The following is a 19951-nucleotide window of genomic DNA, read 5'->3' on the forward strand; positions in this document are numbered from 1 at the left end:
TTAGGGACAGGTCTTGCCGGTCCACAGCGGGTATAATTCCCGGCCTCGAACAGCGAGCTCGAACCTCCAGTCACTCAAATAAAGCGGTTTCATGAGTCCCGAATCTCCCAGCAGCGCCGATCCCAAAGCCACTCTCCAGCAGTGTGAGCAGTTACTTCCCCAGTGCATGGGGCGGGATCGCTATGGCCTGAAGCGCAGCCTGAGCAATGCCCGCCGGCGCCTGAAAGAGGGCAAGCCGGCGGACCGGATGCTGGCGCAGGTACAGGGGCAGATTGCGAAGTCTGTGGCGTTGGCCGAGGCGCGCAAGCAGAAACTGCCCAAGGTGGAGTGGCCGGAAGGCCTGCCGGTGGTGGCGCGGCGGGAAGAGATTGCCGAACTGATCGCCAAGCATCAGGTGGTGGTGGTGGCCGGCGAGACCGGCTCGGGCAAGACCACCCAGTTGCCGAAAGTCTGTCTGGAACTGGGGCGCGGTATCTTCGGCCAGATCGGCCATACCCAGCCGCGGCGGATCGCCGCGCGCACGGTGGCCAACCGCATTGCAGAGGAGCTGGGGCAGCCACTCGGTGACTCGGTGGGCTACCAGGTGCGTTTTACCGACCAGAGCACCGAACACACCCATATCAAGCTGATGACCGACGGTATCCTGCTGGCGGAAATCCAGCGGGACCCGCTGCTCAACAGCTACGACACCCTGATTATCGATGAGGCCCACGAACGCAGTCTCAATATCGACTTCCTGCTGGGCTACCTGAAAACCCTGCTGCCCAGGCGCCCGGATCTCAAACTGGTCATCACCTCCGCCACCATCGATCTGGAGAAGTTTTCCAAACACTTCGACGATGCACCGATCATCGAGGTCTCCGGCCGTACCTACCCGGTGGATATTCACTACCGCCCGCCGGCAGACAGCGATGCGGACCTGAACGAGCAGGTGATTGGTGCCGTCGAAGATTTGTTACACGAGGAAAAATCCTCTCCCCGCCGCGGCGGTGACATTCTGGTATTTATGAGTGGCGAGCGGGAAATCCGCGAGTGCGCCAAGGCGCTGCGGGATGCGCAGTTGCCACATATCGAAGTGCTGCCGCTGTACGCACGATTGAGCCTGGCCGAACAGACCAAAGTGTTTGCACCCCACAAAGGCCGCCGGATCGTACTGGCCACCAATGTGGCGGAAACCTCCATTACCGTGCCGGGCATCCGCTATGTGATCGACCCCGGTACCGCACGGATCAGCCGCTACAGCTACCGCAGCAAAATCCAGCGGCTGCCGGTTGAAGCGATTTCCCAGGCCAGCGCCAACCAGCGCGCGGGCCGCTGTGGCCGGGTCAGCGCCGGTGTGTGTATTCGCCTGTATGAGGAATCGGATTTTATTCAGCGCCCGGAATTTACCGATGCGGAAATCCTGCGCACCAACCTGGCGGCAGTAATTCTGCAAATGCTGCAATTGCGCATCGGCGATATCCGCGATTTTCCCTTTGTCGATCCGCCGGACCAGCGCCTGATCAACGACGGTTACAGCCTGCTGCAGGAGCTGAAGGCGGTGGATGGCAAGGGCCATGTCACCAAGACCGGCCGCGCCCTGTCGCGCCTGCCGCTGGACCCGCGCCTCGGCCGCATGCTGCTGGAATCGGGGCCCACCAAAGCGCTGCGGGAACTGTTGATTATTGTCAGTGCGCTGGCGGTACAGGACCCGCGCGAGCGCCCGGCGGAAAAACGCCAGGCGTCCGATGAAAAGCACAAGCAGTGGCAGCACGAGCAGTCGGATTTCCTCACTCTGGTAAACCTGTGGGACGGCTTTGAAGCCCAGCGCCAGGAGCTGAGCCAGAACCAGCTGCGCAAGTGGTGCCAGAAGAACTACCTGTCCTGGCTGCGTCTGAGAGAGTGGCGAGATATCCACCACCAGCTGCGCGTCGCGATTCGCGATCTCGAACTGAAAATGAATCCGGAGCCCGCGGACTACGCCAGTGTGCACAAGGCCATACTGCCCGGGCTGCTGGGCAATATTGGTGTGCGCGATGAGAACAAAGAGTTCCTCGGCTGTCGCAACCGCCGCTTCCATGTATTTCCGGGTTCCGGTCAATTTAAAAAGCCGCCGCGCTGGCTGGTGGCGGCACAGCTACTGGAAACCAGCCGCCTGTTTGCTCACACCGTAGGCAAGATCGAGCCGGACTGGGTACTGGGCTGCTCCGAGCACCTGGTCAAACGCAATTATTTTGAGCCTCACTACAACCCGCGCTCCGGCGCGGTGATGGCGTTCGAAAAGGTCACCTTGTACGGCCTGGTGCTGGTGGACAAGCAGCGCATCCACTTCGGCAAACTCGACCCGGTCACCGCGCGGGAAGTCTTTATCCGCGAGGCGCTGGTGGAACAGCGCTACCGCGGCAAAGGAAAGTTTTTCCAGCATTACAAAAACCTGCTGGAAGAACTGGAAGATCTGGAAGCGAAATCTCGCCGCCGGGATATCGTGGTGGACGACGAGGTGGTGTACCGCTTCTTCGATGAGCGGGTTCCCGAAGATATCGTCAATCTGGCGGGCTTTGAAAAGTGGCGCAAGCAGGCGGAGCAGAAAGATCCCAAGCTGCTGTTTATCCCCCGTGAGTGGATGATGCAGCAGGACGCCGGCCACGTGGGCGAAGCCCAGTTCCCGGATTCCCTCTCCAGTGGCGGCATCGAGTACCCGCTCAGCTATCACTTTGAGCCGGGCAGTGCGGAAGACGGTGTCAGTATTCAGGTGCCGGTCGGCGCGCTGCATCAGGTGCCTGCCGCGCGCCTGCAGTGGCTGGTGCCGGGTATCCTGCGCGACAAATGCATCGCGCTGGTGAAGAACCTGCCCAAGCAATACCGCAAATACTTTGTGCCGGTACCTGCGGCCGTGGATAAAGCGTTGCCGCGCATGCAGCCGGACAATACGCCCCTGTGGCAGGCGCTGGCCCACGAGCTGAAACGCCAGACTGCACAGGACCTTCCGGAGGCCGCCTGGATTACTGCAGAGCAGGGCGTGGAAGACTTCTTCCGTTTCAATATCCAGGTGCTGGACGAAAACGGCCGCCTACTGGACCAGGCCAGAGATCTGCCGGAGTTACAGGCCCGCTATCGTGACCGGGTACAGCAGGAGCTTGCCAGTGCCGGTGATAACTTCGAGCGCGAGGGAATCACCAGTTGGGATTTCGGTGACCTGCCGCATACCCACCAGCTGGATCAGGGCGGCCTCAAGGTGCGCGCTTACCCCGCACTGATCGCCAACAAAGACAGCGTCGATCTCAAGCTGCTGGATAACCCGGATGAAGCGGCCAGCTATACCCGCGCGGGCATCTGCCGCCTGGCGTTACTGCATCTACCGGAGCCAGTGAAATATCTGCGCAAGGAATTGCTGAAAGGCAAAGAGCTGGGGCTGAGCGCCGTGGATCTCGGCCGCCGCGAAGAAGTGGCGGACGATATCCTGATGGCCGCGGTGCGCGAATGCTTCTGGCACGATGAAAACTGGCCGCGCAGCGAACAGGACTTCCTCGCCGCACTGGAAAACCGCGAGCAGTTGATCGCCGTAGCTCAGGAGTTCGGCGATCTGCTGGTCAAGGCGCTGGCCCAGCTGGTGCCGCTGCGCAAAAAAATCAAACAGCAGAAGAACCTCGCCGTTGCCATGGCGGTGGGGGATGTCAATCAGCAGATCGGCGGCCTGTTTTATCGCGGCTTCCTGTTTCACACACCATTGGAGTGGCTGCGTCAGTACGGGCGCTACCTGAAGGGCATTGAGTTGCGTCTGGAAAAGGCGACACTGGATCCGAACCGGGATCGCAAACTCAGCGCGGAATTCCAGGAGGCGGACGAGCCCTATCAGGCCTACGCCAGCAAGCGGGACCCACTGCAGATGTCCGGAAATGCGGATTTGCTGCAATACCGCTGGCTACTGGAAGAATTTCGCGTCTCCCTGTTTGCGCAGACCCTCAAAACACTGATGCCGGTATCCATTAAACGCCTGCGTAAATCCTGGTCCGAGATCCAGAAGTAGGGGCGTTGCGAGAAGTGCAGCACACTTCTGACAGCGCTGTATCGAAAAATCGGTTTTTTGTGTAAGAACTGCCGGAACGGTGCGACTAGTCCTCAGCCGCACAGTTTCGAGCGGTGGGCCTGGTTCACAGTTTCGGGGGTTGTCGGCTATTGGCATTGAACCCGAAAGTTGAACTACTGGTCTGACAGGCACGGCATTGCGCTCTCGAGTCACTATAATCCGGGAGCGGCGGTGTACGCGCCGTAAGCGAAAAGAGCCTTTACTTTTGATATCCAACTGGAGATCCATCATGAACAAGAAGAACCTGCCGATCGCAGCTGCCGTTGGTGCTGCCTTTATCGCTTCCGCCACCCTCAGTACTTCTACTGCGGCCAACCCGTTCACCGCTACCGAGCTTTCTGCCGGTTACAACCTGAAAATGGCTCAGGACAAACCGCAGGAAGGTAAGTGCGGTGAAGGCAAATGTGGTGAGGGGAAAAAGAAAGAAGGTAAGTGCGGCGAAGGCAAGTGTGGCGAAGGCAAAAAGAAAGAAGGTAAATGCGGCGAAGGCAAGTGTGGTGAAGGTAAAAAGAAAGAGGGTAAATGTGGCGAAGGTAAGTGCGGCGGCTGATTAAGCCCGCACATTTCCCACTAAGATCATGAGTGACAAGCAACGGCAATACCCGGTTCAGGGCGCTGGCCTTGGGCTGCGGCGCTCGATGATGGGCGAGACGCTGGATCCGGAAGCGTTGGACTTTCTCGAAGTGGCACCGGAGAACTGGATTGGCGTCGGCGGCCGCTACGGCCGCTGGTTCCGGGAAGTCACCGAGCGTTTTCCGTTCGTAACCCATGGTCTTTCCTTATCCATCGGCGCGCCCGCGCCGCTGGATGAGGCCCTGGTACGTTCCATCAAGGCATTTATCCGTACCTACAATATTCGCTGTTACAGTGAACACCTGAGTTACTGTTCTGACCACGGGCACCTGTACGATTTATTACCCATCCCGTTTACCGAAGAAGCGGTTCGCTATGTGGCGGAGCGGATTCGCCGTGTACAGGACATACTTGAGCAGCGCATCGCGATGGAAAATGTTTCCTATTACGCGGCGCCCGGCCAGGAAATGAGCGAACTGGCATTTATCAACGCCGTGCTGCAGGAGGCGGACTGCGACCTGCTGCTTGATGTCAATAATATTTACGTCAACGCCATAAACCACCGCTACGACGCGGAAGAGTTTTTGCTGGGTCTGCCCGCGGAAAGGATTCGCTATGTGCATGTGGCGGGCCATTATGATGAAGCGGACGACCTCAAGGTGGATACCCATGGCGCGCCGGTAATCGACCCGGTTTGGGATCTTCTGCAGAAAGCCTACGCCGCCTTTGGCCCGATACCGACGCTACTGGAACGGGACTTTAACATTCCGCCGTTGCCAGAGCTTTGTCTTGAGGTGGAGCGTGTACGCCAGTACCAGGCTGCGGCGATTGGCGGTATCGAAAGCCCCCAGATATCGGGGAATTCACGGGAGTTGCTCAATGCGCGATGATTCCGTGGACGAGAAGCCCGGGCAGAAGCAAGCAGCCGGCTTCCAGTTAATGCAACAGTATTTTGCCGCTCACTTGCGGGCACCGGAGCAAGTGGCGGCGCCTGCCGGAATTGAAGATCGTCGCATGGGTATTTATCGCGATCTGATTTACAACAATATCGAATCGTTTATTTCCGGTGGATTTCCTGTACTTCGGAGTATTATCGCCGACGATCATTGGCACGCCATGGTGCGTGACTTTGTGCAGCACCACTGCTCCCACAGTCCGTACTTTTTACAGATCAGCGAAGAGTTCCTGCAATACCTGCAAAATGAGCGTACCAACAGTAACAACAACCCGAGCAACGAGCAGGACCCGCCTTTTATACTGGAGTTGGCGCACTACGAGTGGGTGGAGCTTGCGCTCGATGTGAGCCCGGAAGAATTCCCGAGCGGGCTGAGCGGATTCGACTCGGCGGAAGCCGCGCTGGACAAGGCCCCGGTGGTCTCGCCCCTGGCGTGGAGCCTCAGTTATCAATACCCGGTACACGAGATAGGCCCGGCCTTTCAGCCTGCGGAGCCCGCGACGGAAATCACCTGCCTGGTGGTGTACCGCAACCGCGATGATGATGTGCGCTTTATGGAAGCCAACCCCGCAACCCTTCATCTGCTGCAGTTGATGGAGCAGGCGCAGGAAAAAAATCTGATCAGCGCCCGGGATCTGATTCTGCAGTTGGCGCAGGATATGCAGCATCCGGAACCCCTGCAATTACTGGGTTTTGGCGCAGATCTTCTGCAGAAAATGCACCAGCTGGATATTATCGCCGGCTTCCGCTCCCTCGACCCCCATTGATTTTTTCGGCGCCGAACCCATAGAGAGTGTTTCCTCTCTCAATTCCATTGGCCAAAACCGCCAGCTGCTATGCTGGCAATACGGCCAGTGTTAATATCGTCCAAACGTACACAAAAGATTCTGGTTTGAAGAAACGTCACCTATTTGCGAGGAGCAGGGACTTGCTTGACCGCACCACACTCAATACTCTGGTATTGGCCACATTCCTTTCGGCTCCACTGGCCCTGGCGCAGGATGCGTCGGACCCATTTGCCGAAGTTCCCAATGAATCCCCGGCGGCTCCCCAAGCTCCGGCTCCGGCCCCGGTGGACAGTGCCACAGATGCGGACCCTTTCGCTGAATCTGCAGCGGACACCAGCGGTAGTGCCGGAGCGAGTGCCTCGGACGATGGTTCCAGCTCTGCGCTGGAAGATGAATACGGATTCGACCCGGCGGATGAATTCGCCAGTGCCGAAGAGCCGGAGCAGCGCGACCCTTGGGAAGGGTTCAACCGCGCTATTTTCCGCCTCAACGATACGGCGGACCGCTGGTTTCTCAAGCCTGCGGCTGTCAGTTATCGCCAAATTACGCCGATCTTTATGCAGACCGGTATCTCCAACTTCTTTTCCAATGTGCACGAGTTGAATAATGTTCTGAACGACGTGCTGCAGTGGAAATGGAAGCAGGCGGGTAATGACACCGGCCGATTCCTGATCAACACCACCGTGGGAGTTGCTGGCCTGTTTGATGTGGCCCAGCATATGGGGCTGGAACCCAGTGACGGCGAAGATTTTGGTCAGACCCTGGCTGTCTGGGGAGTACCCTCTGGGCCCTATCTGGTCGTCCCCTTTCTCGGGCCGTTTACCGTGCGAGATGTACCCGGTGACATAGTCATGTGGTACACCAACCCGCTGACTTATTACGTGGACCCGAATTCACTGGAGTACACCATCAAAATGGTAGATGTGGTTCAGACGCGAGCGGGGCTGCTGCAGGCGGAATCGTTGGTGCAAGGGGATCGCGACCGCTACGTACTGATACGCGATGCGTACCTGCAGCGCCGGGAGTTCCTGATCAACGATGGCGAACAGGAAGATGACTTCGGCGGCGATCTGGATGAATACGACTTCTGACGCTACCCAAACCGCCATCTCTGATGATTCCGCTGGTACCAATCGAGTGACCAGCGGGCGCCATAGCCTGCTCCTGATCGAGTCCGATCAACCCTCCCGGGCGCAGGTCCAAAAAGCACTGGAACAGCTTGGCTACGTCGTTACTCTGGTAGAAAACGGGGTAGAGGCGATCGGCTGTTTTGATCCAACCAGACATGACCTCGTGGTAACAGATCTGCACCTGCCGGACATGGGGGGGCTGGAAGTACTGCGCAAGGTCAAACGCGTGTGCCCGGAAACACCTGTGGTGGTTCTGGCGTCCAATAGCGAAGTCAGTGATGTGGTACAGGCCCTGCGCCTGGGCGCAAGTGATTATTTGCTAAAACCCATCGCCGACGAAGATGTGATCACCCATGCCGTAACCCGAGTGACCGAGGCCCAGGACCTGGCGCGGGAAAATCGCGCGTACCGCGAGCAGCTGGAAGATCGTAACCGGGAATTGCACGAGCACATCGAACTCCTGCAGCGCGACCACGAAGCTGGCCGCCAGCTGCAGCAGCACCTGTTACCGCGCAGTCCCTACCACTATCCGGCTGGTATCGAAGCGGCCTATCGCCTGCAACCGTCCCTCTACCTGAGTGGCGACTTTATTGACTACGGGCTGTTTGGCGAGCGCTTTGTCGGCTTTTATCTGGTGGACGTTTCCGGGCACGGTGTCTCTTCCGCACTGGTTACCGCGCTGATCAAACACAGCATCATGCATCTATTGCGCGAGCGTCCGCTGTTCAGTCAGCTCAACACCATCGACAAGGATCTCACCGATATCCTGGAAATGATCAATGCAGAATTGATCGGCACCAGTCTCGATAAACACGCCAGTATGTTTGTAGGGGTAGTGGACAGCCGCGCGCGGCAGCTGCATTACGCGGTGGCAGGCCAGGTGCCGATGCCTGCGCTGGTTACCAGCGAAGGGGCGCACTGGCTGACCGGCAAGGGGCGCCCGCTGGGGTTGTTCCACCGCGGCGGATGGGAAGTGCGCCACTGCAAGCTGCCCGACAGCTGGCGGCTGGTCACCTGTTCCGACGGCGTGCTTGAATTGCTGGATGGTGACCTGCTGCAAAAAGAAGAAAAACTGCTGCAAATGATCGACCGCAGTCGGGGCGATCTCGATAGCCTCTGTGCCGCGCTCAAGGTGGATACCGCCGAGTCCTTTCCCGACGACATTACCATTCTCACACTGCGGCAAGATCTGGCGGCAGACTGACCCTCTCTCCCGGCGAAAGTGTGGCCAGCCGGTCACCAGTCGGCCCGAAAATTGCTGCATACTGTCCGCAAGACCCGCCGGTACCACAGTGGTCTTGTCAGCGCTGTCGGGCAGGAGTAAGCTCCGCCCACTTTAGGGCAATCGTTCCATCGGGTGCACCACAAAGGCACCAGTTCAGGGCCGATATGCAAAGGTATGCACAGGGAAGCGTGCTGCGGTCACAAGCCGCAATTTAACCATCTCGCATCCGCGCTCGGGAACAGGGCAGGGTGTGATTGAGGTCAACTATGCAGTCCGGGCAGATAATGGTTGGTGACCACCAGGGCATTTATGTTGTCAAACTGGTGGGTGATGTACGCCTCAACCTGTGTACATCTTTCGATAGCTTTATCGACAAGATGTTTTCTCACAGCGATTTTCGCAGTGTGGTGTTCGACATGCACGACACCGACGGTGTCGACAGCACTACCCTGGGGCTGATGGCCAAAATCGCCTTCCGCAGTGAAGAGCGGGATGGCGGTAAGCCGCTGGTGCTGTGCGACGACCGCGGTCTTCTGCACCTGCTGGACTCCATGGGGTTCGACGATCTGATGGATTTCTCCAGCGAATCCGATGCCTACCAGGCTGAGCCTACCCCCCTGAAATGTGATACCCCCGATGAGCAGAGCGCCCGTGAAATGGTGCTGGAAGCGCACCGGGTGTTAATGAGCATGAACAAGGAAAACGCGGACACATTCCGCGATCTCGTGCACGCTCTGGAAAGTGAGCAGGGTGGTGGAGCGTCGGAGACCTCCAACCGCATATCTGAAAGTGAGCCGGAGGACCGTGAGACCGGGCGCAATGCCCAAGCTGGGAATCACCAATCTCACGGCCGCGCGCCCCACAACCACGCGTCAGGCAGTCATTCCCGGCACGGTCACAAATCCCTGGTGAATCACTGATCTCCGTCGGGTAGATCGTTATCCCGCGCTTCTGCGCGAGCGCGGGTAAACAGGCCATGGGGCAGATAGATTAGCTCCGCGACCCGCCGTATCAGATGCTCTTCAAATGCATCGATTTCCCCATCCGCAAACGCCACCTGCCACATCTGCTTCACCAGCAGGTACTTGTCCCGCTCGCTGAAGTGATCGTTTACCGTCTGGGTAAACTCGTACAGGGAGGTGGCTTCGTTGCGCTCGGTAAGCGCCCGTTCCACCATCGCCCGGGCGGTGTCTTCGTCCAGTTGGTAATGGCTCTTCAGCAATTGCAGCAGGGTACTGCGCTCACGCTCGTCAACTTTTTGATCTGCCGTTGCGATTTCCGCCATTAGCGCTGCGCTGATCATGCGCAGGTCTTTTTCGGGGCGCACTTCCACGCTCTCGCCGCGGCCAATCTGATCAAACAGTTTACGAATGTGTTGCAGCATAATGTGGCTCTTTCTGCTCTCTCTGGATGGGTATCAGCGCGCGTCTTGTAACAGTTGCTCCAGCTTCAGCTGGTCCGCCACAAAATTACGAATACCTTCTGCCAGTTTTTCCGTGGCCATGGCATCCGCGTTCAGCTGGTAGCGGAACTCGGCTTCTGTCATCGGCGCAGCCGGTTTGGGTTGTGGGGATATGTCACTTTTCAGGCCCGCTGCCAACTCTCCTTTATCATCTTGCAGTTCCTGCAGCAGCTGGGGGCTGATGGTGAGCTTGTCGCAGCCCGCCAGCGCCTCAATCTCACCGGTATTTCGGAAACTGGCACCCATCACGATGGTGGGGTAGCCACGGGATTTGTAGTATTCGTAAATACTGGTGACAGAGAGCACGCCGGGATCGTCTGCAGAGGTGTAGTCGTCGCGTCCTGTGCTGGCCTTGTACCAGTCGAGAATACGGCCCACAAACGGCGAGATCAGAGTCACGCCGGCCTCGGCGCAGGCTACGGCCTGGCACTGGCTGAACAACAGGGTCAGGTTACAGTGGATACCCTCGCGCTCGAGTACCGAAGCGGCGGCGATGCCTTCCCAGGTGGATGCGAGCTTGATCAGTACCCGGTCGCGGGCGACACCATCCTGCTCGTACAGGGCAATCAGCTTGCGCGCATATTCCACGCTGGCGCGGGTATCGAACGACAGGCGCGCGTCCACTTCGGTTGAAACCACACCGGGCACGATTTGCAGAATTTCCTTGCCGATGGCGACCGCCAGCTTCATGGAGGCCATGGCGATGACATCCTCCCCGCTCTGCTCGGCCCAGGCGAGGGCATCTTTCAAGTGTTGCTGGTACTGCGGGAGCTGCGCCGCCTTGTAGAGCAGGGAAGGGTTGGTTGTCGCATCCTGTGGATGGTATCGGCGGATCGCCTCGATATCGCCGGTATCCGCGACCACCAGGCTGCGCTGTTTCAGCTGTTCCAGTTTGTTCATTTCCCCACTTCCTTATTTCCTAAAAAGTAATAATCTTTTCGGCATTATGCGGCGTCTGTGACCATCGCCAGCGCCTGCTCCAATATTTCCGGCCCTGCCCCCGCAGTATGTGCGCGCTCACTCAGGTGTCGGCGGAAGCGGCGTGCACCGGGTACTCCCTGAAAGAGACCCATCATATGCCGGGTAATATGCTTGAGGCTCTGGCCTTTGCTCATCTCTCGCTCGATATACGGCAGCATTTGCCGCACTACCTGTGCCGGAGTTGGCCCGGCTTCGCCGCCGAACAGGGCGGAATCCACGTCCGCCAGTAATGCCGGCGTCTGATAGGCGGCGCGCCCGAGCATAACACCGTCGAGTTGCTGTAGATGCAGCTGACACTCTTCAATGGAATTAATGCCGCCGTTCAGGACAATTTCCAGCTCCGGGTAGTCCCGCTTCAGTTGATACACCATTTCGTACTTGAGCGGTGGTACCTCGCGGTTTTCTTTTGGACTCAGCCCGTTCAGCCAGGCCTTGCGTGCATGCACGATAAATGTGGTGATCCCGGCCTTCGCCTGAGCCTCTACAAAGCGCGTCAACCCCGGGTAATCTTCCATATCGTCGATCCCGATGCGGTGTTTTACCGTCACCGGAATGGAAGCCGCACTGCGCATGGCACCGAGGCATTCCGCCACCAGATCCGGTTCCGTCATCAGGCAAGCGCCAAAGCGGCCCTTTTTGACCCGGTCACTGGGGCAGCCGCAGTTCAGATTTACCTCGCTATAGCCCCATTGCTCGGCAATCTCGGTACAGCGCGCCAGATCACCGGGATCGCTACCGCCCAGTTGCAGTGCTACGGGCTGTTCCTCCAGATTGAAATCCAGATGGCTTTGCTTGTCGCCAAACAGGATCGCACCGGTGGTCACCATTTCCGTATACAGCAGCGCGTGCTTGCTGAACAAGCGCCAGAAATACCTGCAATGTCTGTCGCTCCAGTCCATCAACGGTGCAGTACAAAAACGGTGGGATACCGGTGCGGCACTACCGGAGGTGGGGCGGGTGCTGGGATCGGGCTTCTCGGCAGGCGTGGAAACCGGAGTATTGGCAGGTGCGGCGTCGGACATAAACAGCAAATCAGGCGGAAAAACTGCCCGCAGTATAACAGGGGCGGACCCAACCCTGCGCGTCGAGCGCAAGGTTAAGCTGATGGCTTACAGGTTGCGCTCTTTCGCACCTTCCTGGTTGCTCTCTTCTGCGGCTGCTGACGCCTGAGGCCAGGGGCGGCGGGCTTCCAGTTGTGGCCGGAGCTTTTTCACCACGCTGCGCGCTGTTGCCCGGTAGCTGGTGAGTTTGCCACCGGCGACCGCGACGATGCGCGGCAGTTTGTCGTTGTCGCAACAGATCATGGTCTCGCGGCTGCGCGAAAATGGGTTGTTGTTGGCGTGGGGCAATACCCGCAGGCCGGCAAAACTGTCACTCAGTTCGCTCAACTGCAGGGGGCGCGTCTCTGGGAAATACTGTTTAAGAGTCCGCAGCAAATAGGCCTTCTCCTCCAGCGTCGGAGCCACCTCAGATGGATCGCCGTGGTAGGGGCGCTCGGTGGTGCCAACCAGTGTTTCCCCTTGCCAGGGCATCACGAAGACGGCACGCCCGTCTTCCGCTTCCACATAAAAGATTTTGTTGGCCAATTTCAGGGGCACCTGGATATGAGTGCCGGCCACCAGTTCCAGGGGGGGCAATTTCGCCCCCGGAGAGCATTTGCTGTTGGTATCGTCGATCCACGGACCAGTGCAGTTCACCAGCGCCCGACAGTGCAGGGTGTTTAACTGTCCCTGGTGGAAGTAGTCTGCGCGCACAAACCGGTCGGTGACCTCGGCGCCGACCAGACTGCCCGGACAGATCAGTTCCGCACCTCCACGCACCGCAGTGCGAATGACTTCCTGGGTGAGGGCGGCGTCGTCGGTTTGCGCGTCAAAATAGCGGTAGACCGCAATCAGGTCGTCGCTGTTGAGGCCGCACAGGGCCTCGTAGTCGTGAATATCAACTTTGCGAAAACGGGATTGTGAGGAAAACAGGCCTGCCAACAGTGCGTACAGGCTGAGCCCCAGGCGAATTTTCCAGGGTGCGCGGCGGCTGTGGCGGTACACCGGAATCAGAAACGGCACCATATGCACCAGGTCCGGCTTGTGGGAAAGCAGCCAGCGACGCTCATTCAGGCATTCCCGCACCAGGGAAAGCTGCCCGCTCTCCAGGTAGCGCAGACCGCCGTGGATCAGTTTGGATGAGCGCGACGAGGTGCCGTGCGCAACCGCCTCCTGCTCCAGGATCGCAACCCGGTAGCCCGCCGCGGTCAGTGCCTCGGCTACGCCGGCGCCCTGTATGCCCGCACCAACAACAAGAACATCATATTCCGTAGACATTGCTTGCCTCTCGCGAGCGCATTAACAGTGGCAGATTGCCGGTAAGAATGTGGTGCGCCCCCCTGTGGCGCCAGTGCACGGCGCCCTGGGTGGTATTGATTTCGTGGACCACCCACTGCCAGGGTCCCGGTGGGAGCTCCTGGCAATCTACCGCCGCGTGGTCAATCAACAGGTAGTCTGGCGCCAGCGTCACCACATCCGCAGAAAGGCAGCGGGCTACATTCGGTACCCGCAGCGCCACAAGATCGAATCCCATATTTCGGGCCAGGCGCAGGCTGCGCAGATCAGAAGTAAGCAGCACGAAATTGTCCGTGGAGCCCGGAATTTCATCCAGCAGACGTTGAATGGCAATGTCCGCCGAGGTCAGCGCCAGGGTTTCCGGGCTCAACTCCACAAACCACTCCAGATGGCGATGACGTCCGGCCCAATCCACCAGTTGCTGAAAGTTGCTGAGCGGCAGCGTCCGCAGATCCTTGTCTTTCAGTCTGCGCAGTGGGGCAGAAATTGCTGCCTGTGGAATCTCCAGCCCGTCACCGGCACAACACCAGGGGGTCTGGTCCTTGCTGAATTGCACTTCCGTGGCAATTGCACAGGCGCCGAGACCATGCGCCGCCTCAAAGGCCGCAAGGGTGTTTTCCGGGTGGTGAATTTTGTCGCCTAAATGCGCAATAAGCATCGATGTGGGTTCCCGCCGGGCGTGGCCTTATTGTGTGGAAGGGGTGGGAGATACCGCAAAATCTCTTATTGAAAAATAGTTGGTGTGGGAGGGGTTGCAAGAAAGGATTGGCGCGAGCGCAAACCTGAACCGCGAGAGATTCACTAGAAGGATTGGCGCGCCAATCGCGGCCACCTCCTAGACTGAAAATATCGGTATGCACTGTGTTATGAGGTATTGCAGTTGGCACGGCTATCGGCAGCGTTATTGGGCCCTGGTGGGAAGAAGCTGAGAGGATTCCTGCTGATACTCCTGGGAATAGCCTTAGCGGGGCCCGCACCGGAAGGTTTTGGGGAAGCCATCGAGTCTGGCAGAGTTGCCAGTGGCACCATACGGATTACGCTCACGATTCCATCTCGAGTGGACCTCGAGATGTCAAATCAGGGTGGGCATGATGTCTGTCTGAGAGGCGTTCCCGCATCCCGAGTCAGTCTGGTATGGACACTGGGTGTGGTCCGGTCTGCACCGAAAGCCTTGCAGAACCGCTACATGCTGACTGCTCGCCGAGAAGTGGGGCGCATCATCAATCAATGCTTGCCGCTGGAGTATCAGGCTATCCGGCTACGGAAGGGAGAAGTGCGGCGGTTACTCATTGCTGCAGAGTGATTTAAAAAACCGGCTGGCAGCAGCTTCGGAGAGTGGTTGTTTATCCTTCGTATCCGCTTAGAATGATGCCATTGTGTAAACAGGCCCAATCGCGGACGAACATGAAAAAAATCCTGCCTCTTCTTCTGGCACTTGCCGCAAGTCCCGCTTTTGCAGCGATGTCACTGGATAAAATCATTCTATATCTTCAGGACAAACCGAACTCTCGGGAAGATATTGTAGTGACAAACCCGGATCAGGAAACACTTTACCTGCAAACCGAGATTTACAGGGTGGATAACCCCGGTCGCACTGATGAAAAACGTATTCGGGTAATAGACCCTAAAGACTTCAAATTACTGGTGAGCCCGTCAAAAGCGGTGATTCCAGCGGGTGAACAAAAACGCTTTCGTTTGATGTCGCTGGAGCAAAATCTGGACAGTGAAAAAGTCTATCGGGTGACCTTCAAACCTGTTGTGGGTGATATTAAATCGGATCGAACAGCATTAAAAATTCTGGTGGCCTACCAGGCTCTGATTTTTGTTCAGCCTGAGTCAGGTAGTTATAAATTGTCGCTGGATAAGTCTGGAAACGGTAAACTTTCTATTGCCAACACCGGAAACATCAATGTTGAAGTCACTGGTATCCGGTATTGTCCCGATTCTGGTCAGTGCGCGGCGATCGATCAGGGAGGGAGAGTATACGGAGGCGCGGAGCTGGCACTGGAAGGGGACTTTTCCCGTGGTGGATACCTGGAGTTTATTGCTCGCAGTGGCAAAGATTCAGAAAAACTCAAGCTGAGTCTTTGATACTTTCCTCATCAATTCATCTCTACTGTCAGGGTCAGGATATCTGTGTATCGATAGTCCTGAGGGTTAGCCAAATTGCTCGCGGGAATGGTTAATTCCAGTCGCATGTTCTCATCGCTATAGCCCTGGCAGTCAATGGATGAGTGGCCTTTCCAGTCCTTCTTTGTGTATACCCCCTCCTGAATCCTGCTCTTCTTTTTCGGGGGGAGCTCACTGGCAATTTTGACTTCATATTCAATGGTGTCTGCACTGGACGCACCGCCCAATAAAAATTGACCATTCCCGATAGCGCTATCCGCCAAGAGTCTGAAGTCTGTCCCGGCAGTGGTGTACACGCAAAAATTTTGCTGTGCGGTGATGTCCGCAACGGGGTTGGGCATTTGCAGCGTCATATCTTCAAGCCCGCTGATTCGGATACTGGCACCAACTACCATAACAATATCTACCGAAAGTGGCGGTGACAGTTCCGTGCGATTGTCTGATGCCGTCGAGCCTTTGCAGATGATCGGGTTGTACGGGTTGTCAGGATCTCCCCAGGGATTGCACTGGTACAGGTAGAATTGCAGAGTCGCGCGGTACAAGCCGGGTGCCGGGGAAGTTGCGGTATTCGGTGTCAAGGATAACGATACAGGCGTTTGCTGGCCGTTAGCAGCACCGGCAAAGCGGGTATTGGTTACCTGGCCAGGTGTAATCGTTTTTGCTGTTGTCGCCGGGTGATGAAACTTTAACGTGACTGGGATATCGCCCTCGGGTCCACTAAACAGGAACTCTTGCCCTTGAGCCGGGCCGGTAATCTCAATGGTGTAGTCTCGAGAGGCCGTACAATAGGCGGCGTTCCACTCGTTACCTTCCCAATCTGCCCAACAACTACGGATACTAAATGGAATAGACAGGTCGCCGTTGTATACAACGGCCTGCTCGGTGTCATCAAGCCCGCACACACCCAGAGATTTTTCTGGCACAGGCATTATCGCAGAGCCATCGCCGCAGGGGTCCTGATTAGTGCTTTGCGCCAGTGCCTGGTTACTGGTAATGGCCCCTGCCAATGACAGGATCAGTATCAAAAAACGACAGCGGGGCGGGTTACCAGGTTTAATTGGCGGCATAGACTCCTCCCTTGGCTGGGCACTTTGCTTGGGCCAAGTCCACGATGCCAATGTTTATCCAGTCATCGGCTCCAGACTGTTCTGGGATCTCGACCTTGCAATCCCCCCATTGTACGGGCGGTACTCGTAAAGCTTCGGGTTTTCCATGTATTTCAATCTGGAATACGCCGTAATCGTCAGTAACCGCAGAGAACTCCCCGATGGAAATCTTCGTGTTGCGCAGAGGCCGATCACCATGAACCAGCCTGCCGAGTACGACGATTATCGTCTGAACTTCATAATCGGTGGTGGCGACATTACCGGGGTATAGCGTGATGGTATCACGGGAATCCCGGTAATCATGGAAACCATCGGCCAGGGGACGTAAAGACAGTTCATAGGTACGAAACGAGGGCAGGCTGATTACTGATTGGCTGCCCCCCCGGGCATAGCCTCGGCGGGTGCCGTCGATCAGAATTTCGAAATCCTGATCCTCGGAACCTTCAATATCGACGATGACCGCGCTGTTGAGCGTTCGCTCCCCACCCCAGGAAAAAGTATCTCCAGTTGTCATCAAGGAAGTACTAAAGCTTCCAAGATAATTGGTCGTTCGCGAGCCGGATACACGACTATTATTGCGATGGCTTAATGTGGACGTGAGATAGCCCCGCCTGCCTGCCAAGCGTGTCTGGCTGCCCAGGTAATAATCATCTTCCGAGGTTTCGGCAGAAAATTGCTGTGAAACATCATGGGCCCACAGGTCTCTGTCATTCCAGTTGCTGCTGACTCCGGCGCGGGCGAAGCCGTTTCCTGATTGGTCCCGATCGTACCGGAATGTGCCACCGCTACTCCATCGGTTGCCTCTGTAGCGAAACTGAAAATTAATCGCGGTCAGCTGTTCACTTCCTTCTGCGACGCTATGAGAAAGTCGGAAGTCACCGTACCAATATCGAGAACGTAACAGCCCGCGCTGAAACTCGAAGGTGGTCAGTTTCTCAGTTCCACCAAACTCACCGTCCAGAATAATTCCCGGTGTTTCGAATTGTTGAAGTCGGTCGCTTTCGCTATACCGAATGGAGGCTCTCCCGCCGAACACGGAGCTGCTAGCCGATAAATTTCGATTGAATGAACTGCGGCTTAAAATACTGAAACCGGCTGTGTCAGCACTAGAATCTGGCTCGCCGCTGATGCGGGTCTCACTCGCACCTATGTCAATATATGGGGTGTGCAGCAGCGCCGACAGGCGATACCCATGGCTACCTTCACTGCTGTAAATAAGGCTCGGGGATAGCTCAAAGTTTTCCTGAACCCATCGCGATCCAACTTCCAGTACCTGCTCTTTTTCGGTAGTCGCCGCGGTTGTAAAAATGCCTGCGCTGTCAGAGATTCTCCGGGCGAGACTCCCTTTCAGGTAGTAGCTATCGGTTTGCGAAGGTAGGGTTCTGTTATCGGCTTCTCGTGCAGGCTTACCGGCGAGGAGTTCCCAGTTCCACTCCCCGGACGGGGGGAGCAACCCATCTTTGGCAAAGAACTGAGTGAATCGGTTTAGCGGGCGACCACTCTCATCAAATGTGAGGACCTCTATCTCGTAGGCCCCACCCGGCAGATTGCTAGTATCAAGGAGCTGGTTACCTGCTTCAATCAGGGTGCTGAAAATCAACCGGTTATCGCGGTGAATTTCCACTCGTCCGCGAGTGGGCATGTTTACTTCCAGAGGTGTGCCCTCTCGGTAGTAATTGTCTGTTCGGCTATTGTTTGAGCTACGGTATTCAACGCCGTAGATGAAAGGCGATGGGATAAAACTGCTGAAATAGCTTTCGGGCTGCAGTAACCCGATGGAATATGCCTTGCCCTGGTAGTCGCGGCTCCAGTGGAGTTCGTGAATAAGTGGATCACCTTCATCAGTAGCAGACCAATGACTGTGCAGCGCGCTTTCCCCAAAGCTCAGAATTGAGGCACCAAACAGCGAGGCGCTTTGTGTCGCGGTTCCTTGGTTGGTGTCCACGCCGGACCAGGTACCGGTTAAATTCTGTATAAATGAGAACTTGCTGGTCGCTTCCGGGAGGTAAGGTGAGTCAATCGCGGCCTGTTTTGGGAGGTATTCTGGCGCGATGAATATGTCCACACGAAAGCGGCGCTCATCGTAAATAAGGCCGACAATTTCCGGAACTAAAAACCCGCAATCGCGCTGATTTTCAAGGCGGCACGTGCGGTGTGAATTGCGTGGCTGAGGCGCGCTTAGCGCGGAGAGTACGGCGTCCGGCTGCAGTGATTCCGGTAGTAGTTCAAGAACGGCATGGGGGTTTGAAAACTGAACCGACTGCAGATCTACCTTGACCTGGGCGGTGCCAACAGGTCGGCCGCCGAAATAAACATCGGCTACCAGACTTTCCGGCTCGGTGAGATCTCCAAATCCCGCAGGGGCTGAAGTTTCGAGAGTGAACGCGGCGGCTGCTGCACCCAATGCGAATTTGCAATGGGCGGCGAACACCAGCGCACACAAAATCCGAGCTACCGCGCTATTCATTTCGGGAATGAGATGTGCCGGCGATTACCGGCACATTGTCTTGTCTTACTGGCCAGTTACGGTAATCGTGAGAACATCCGTGTAAGAGGAGTCCAGAGCAGATTCCCACTGGCTGGCTGGAACCGACACAATAACCTGCGCATTGTTATCGGCAACTGCACACTCAACACCGTCGCTCAAGTCGAAAGTGCCAGCCATTTGACCGGTAGAGTTATCCACAGCGGAGCCTGCTGCGGTCGGGGCGATATCAGAGGTGAACGCGACGTTATACGTCAGGTCGTGACTGCTACCGTCGAGCAGAAAGCCAGTGGCGGAGTTCGCGGTTGCCGTTGCACTTTCAAATTCGATTGCGTAGGCACTATTGGCAAAACCAAAGCCGCCAACACAGAAGGCATCGCGGCCTTCCAGGGCAGTATTGGCGGGGGTGGTGCCGTCTGCAGTCATCGGAATACTGTCCAGGTTGGCAACAACAATTGCCGAGGTAATATTCAACGTGATGTCGACCGTTCCGGTAGAGGCGGTTTCATCCACATCTCCGTCTTGGGTAACGGCAACCGCCGACATTGCGGCCAAGGTGAAAAGAGCTGCACCGAGGGAGCGGGCTACATTCTTCATCATTTAATCCCTAAATACCTGAAAGTGTTTGTTGTTCTGGGGTGGTCATTTATTAGCCTGCCCCTGGCGTCTACTGCATCAAATTGGCGGTTTTTCCCCCAATTTCGTCGACTACGT

Annotated in this window: 16 protein-coding genes; 8 read left to right on the plus strand and 8 right to left on the minus strand. The window is 56.9% G+C overall.

Annotation, left to right across the window (positions count from 1 at the left end):
* Nucleotides 1-91: 91 nt before the first annotated feature.
* The 7 genes from hrpA (at nt 92) to ACXAG1_RS06765 (ending at nt 9657) form a co-directional block, all read left to right on the plus strand.
* Nucleotides 92-4006, plus strand: a complete 3915-nt coding sequence (hrpA, locus tag ACXAG1_RS06735; protein WP_475119300.1) for an ATP-dependent RNA helicase HrpA — start codon at nt 92-94, stop codon at nt 4004-4006.
* A 289-nt stretch (nt 4007-4295) separates the two neighbouring features.
* Nucleotides 4296-4616, plus strand: coding sequence for an HvfA family oxazolone/thioamide-modified RiPP metallophore (locus ACXAG1_RS06740; RefSeq protein WP_043318922.1), 321 nt, complete (start codon nt 4296-4298; stop codon nt 4614-4616).
* A gap of 28 nt (nt 4617-4644) precedes the next feature.
* Complete coding sequence (locus ACXAG1_RS06745; protein WP_475092096.1) at nt 4645-5529, plus strand: HvfB family MNIO-type RiPP peptide maturase; 885 nt, start codon at nt 4645-4647, stop codon at nt 5527-5529.
* Complete coding sequence (locus ACXAG1_RS06750) at nt 5519-6361, plus strand: HvfC family RiPP maturation protein (RefSeq protein WP_475119301.1); 843 nt, start codon at nt 5519-5521, stop codon at nt 6359-6361. The genes ACXAG1_RS06745 and ACXAG1_RS06750 overlap by 11 nt, the downstream gene beginning before the upstream one ends.
* A 161-nt stretch (nt 6362-6522) precedes the next feature.
* Nucleotides 6523-7473 carry an MlaA family lipoprotein gene (locus tag ACXAG1_RS06755; RefSeq protein ID WP_475092098.1) on the plus strand — a complete coding sequence of 317 codons (951 nt, stop codon included), beginning with the start codon at nt 6523-6525 and terminating at the stop codon, nt 7471-7473.
* On the plus strand, nt 7457-8716 hold the full coding sequence (locus ACXAG1_RS06760; RefSeq protein ID WP_475119302.1) for a PP2C family protein-serine/threonine phosphatase: 1260 nt from the start codon (nt 7457-7459) through the stop codon (nt 8714-8716). The genes ACXAG1_RS06755 and ACXAG1_RS06760 overlap by 17 nt, the downstream gene beginning before the upstream one ends.
* A 287-nt stretch (nt 8717-9003) precedes the next feature.
* Nucleotides 9004-9657, plus strand: a complete 654-nt coding sequence (locus ACXAG1_RS06765; RefSeq protein WP_475119303.1) for an STAS domain-containing protein — start codon at nt 9004-9006, stop codon at nt 9655-9657.
* On the opposite strand, the gene ACXAG1_RS06770 is transcribed toward ACXAG1_RS06765, so the two are convergent.
* From ACXAG1_RS06770 to ACXAG1_RS06790, 5 genes are all read right to left on the minus strand, one after another.
* The gene (locus ACXAG1_RS06770) at nt 9651-10121 is read right to left on the minus strand and encodes a tellurite resistance TerB family protein (RefSeq protein ID WP_475119304.1); all 471 of its coding nucleotides are present in this window, start codon (nt 10119-10121) and stop codon (nt 9651-9653) included. The genes ACXAG1_RS06765 and ACXAG1_RS06770 overlap by 7 nt on opposite strands.
* Nucleotides 10122-10154: 33 nt before the next feature.
* A complete protein-coding gene (tal, locus tag ACXAG1_RS06775; RefSeq protein WP_475119305.1) occupies nt 10155-11099 on the minus strand; it encodes a transaldolase in 945 nt (314 codons plus the stop codon).
* Between the two features lie 44 nt (nt 11100-11143).
* Entirely contained in the window at nt 11144-12202 is a 1059-nt protein-coding gene (gene dusA / locus ACXAG1_RS06780) for a tRNA dihydrouridine(20/20a) synthase DusA (RefSeq protein WP_475119306.1), read from the minus strand.
* An 87-nt stretch (nt 12203-12289) separates the two neighbouring features.
* Nucleotides 12290-13498 carry a glycerol-3-phosphate dehydrogenase/oxidase gene (locus tag ACXAG1_RS06785; RefSeq protein WP_475119307.1) on the minus strand — a complete coding sequence of 403 codons (1209 nt, stop codon included), beginning with the start codon at nt 13496-13498 and terminating at the stop codon, nt 12290-12292.
* Entirely contained in the window at nt 13482-14174 is a 693-nt protein-coding gene (locus ACXAG1_RS06790) for a glycerophosphodiester phosphodiesterase family protein (protein ID WP_475092106.1), read from the minus strand. The genes ACXAG1_RS06785 and ACXAG1_RS06790 overlap by 17 nt, the downstream gene beginning before the upstream one ends.
* 746 nt (nt 14175-14920) lie before the next feature.
* Between ACXAG1_RS06790 and ACXAG1_RS06795 the strand changes: the two genes are divergently transcribed.
* Nucleotides 14921-15607, plus strand: a complete 687-nt coding sequence (locus ACXAG1_RS06795) for a fimbrial biogenesis chaperone (RefSeq protein ID WP_475092107.1) — start codon at nt 14921-14923, stop codon at nt 15605-15607.
* 11 nt (nt 15608-15618) lie between these two features.
* Here ACXAG1_RS06795 and ACXAG1_RS06800 read toward each other — a convergent pair whose 3' ends face one another.
* The 3 genes from ACXAG1_RS06800 to ACXAG1_RS06810 form a co-directional block, all read right to left on the minus strand.
* Nucleotides 15619-16569: a hypothetical protein gene (locus ACXAG1_RS06800; protein WP_475119308.1), complete on the minus strand. Its 951-nt coding sequence runs from the start codon at nt 16567-16569 to the stop codon at nt 15619-15621.
* A 130-nt stretch (nt 16570-16699) separates the two neighbouring features.
* Nucleotides 16700-19219: a TcfC E-set like domain-containing protein gene (locus tag ACXAG1_RS06805; RefSeq protein WP_475119309.1), complete on the minus strand. Its 2520-nt coding sequence runs from the start codon at nt 19217-19219 to the stop codon at nt 16700-16702.
* Nucleotides 19220-19264: 45 nt separating this feature from the next.
* Nucleotides 19265-19837 carry a hypothetical protein gene (locus tag ACXAG1_RS06810; RefSeq protein WP_475092110.1) on the minus strand — a complete coding sequence of 191 codons (573 nt, stop codon included), beginning with the start codon at nt 19835-19837 and terminating at the stop codon, nt 19265-19267.
* Nucleotides 19838-19951: the final 114 nt, after the last annotated feature.

It is taken from the genome of Microbulbifer sp. ABE4_465 (genome assembly GCF_056160765.1).

Bases quoted from the DNA above. Each gene is read 5' to 3' on its own strand.
- hrpA (WP_475119300.1), top strand. From the start codon at position 92: ATGAGTCCCGAATCTCCCAGCAGCGCCGATCCCAAAGCCACTCTCCAG.
- ACXAG1_RS06740 (WP_043318922.1), top strand. From the start codon at position 4,296: ATGAACAAGAAGAACCTGCCGATCGCAGCTGCCGTTGGTGCTGCCTTT.
- ACXAG1_RS06745 (WP_475092096.1), top strand. From the start codon at position 4,645: ATGAGTGACAAGCAACGGCAATACCCGGTTCAGGGCGCTGGCCTTGGG.
- ACXAG1_RS06750 (WP_475119301.1), top strand. From the start codon at position 5,519: ATGCGCGATGATTCCGTGGACGAGAAGCCCGGGCAGAAGCAAGCAGCC.
- ACXAG1_RS06760 (WP_475119302.1), top strand. From the start codon at position 7,457: ATGAATACGACTTCTGACGCTACCCAAACCGCCATCTCTGATGATTCC.
- ACXAG1_RS06765 (WP_475119303.1), top strand. From the start codon at position 9,004: ATGCAGTCCGGGCAGATAATGGTTGGTGACCACCAGGGCATTTATGTT.
- ACXAG1_RS06770 (WP_475119304.1), bottom strand. From the start codon at position 10,121: ATGCTGCAACACATTCGTAAACTGTTTGATCAGATTGGCCGCGGCGAG.
- tal (WP_475119305.1), bottom strand. From the start codon at position 11,099: ATGAACAAACTGGAACAGCTGAAACAGCGCAGCCTGGTGGTCGCGGAT.
- dusA (WP_475119306.1), bottom strand. From the start codon at position 12,202: ATGTCCGACGCCGCACCTGCCAATACTCCGGTTTCCACGCCTGCCGAG.
- ACXAG1_RS06785 (WP_475119307.1), bottom strand. From the start codon at position 13,498: ATGTCTACGGAATATGATGTTCTTGTTGTTGGTGCGGGCATACAGGGC.
- ACXAG1_RS06790 (WP_475092106.1), bottom strand. From the start codon at position 14,174: ATGCTTATTGCGCATTTAGGCGACAAAATTCACCACCCGGAAAACACC.
- ACXAG1_RS06795 (WP_475092107.1), top strand. From the start codon at position 14,921: ATGAAAAAAATCCTGCCTCTTCTTCTGGCACTTGCCGCAAGTCCCGCT.
- ACXAG1_RS06805 (WP_475119309.1), bottom strand. From the start codon at position 19,219: ATGAATAGCGCGGTAGCTCGGATTTTGTGTGCGCTGGTGTTCGCCGCC.
- ACXAG1_RS06810 (WP_475092110.1), bottom strand. From the start codon at position 19,837: ATGATGAAGAATGTAGCCCGCTCCCTCGGTGCAGCTCTTTTCACCTTG.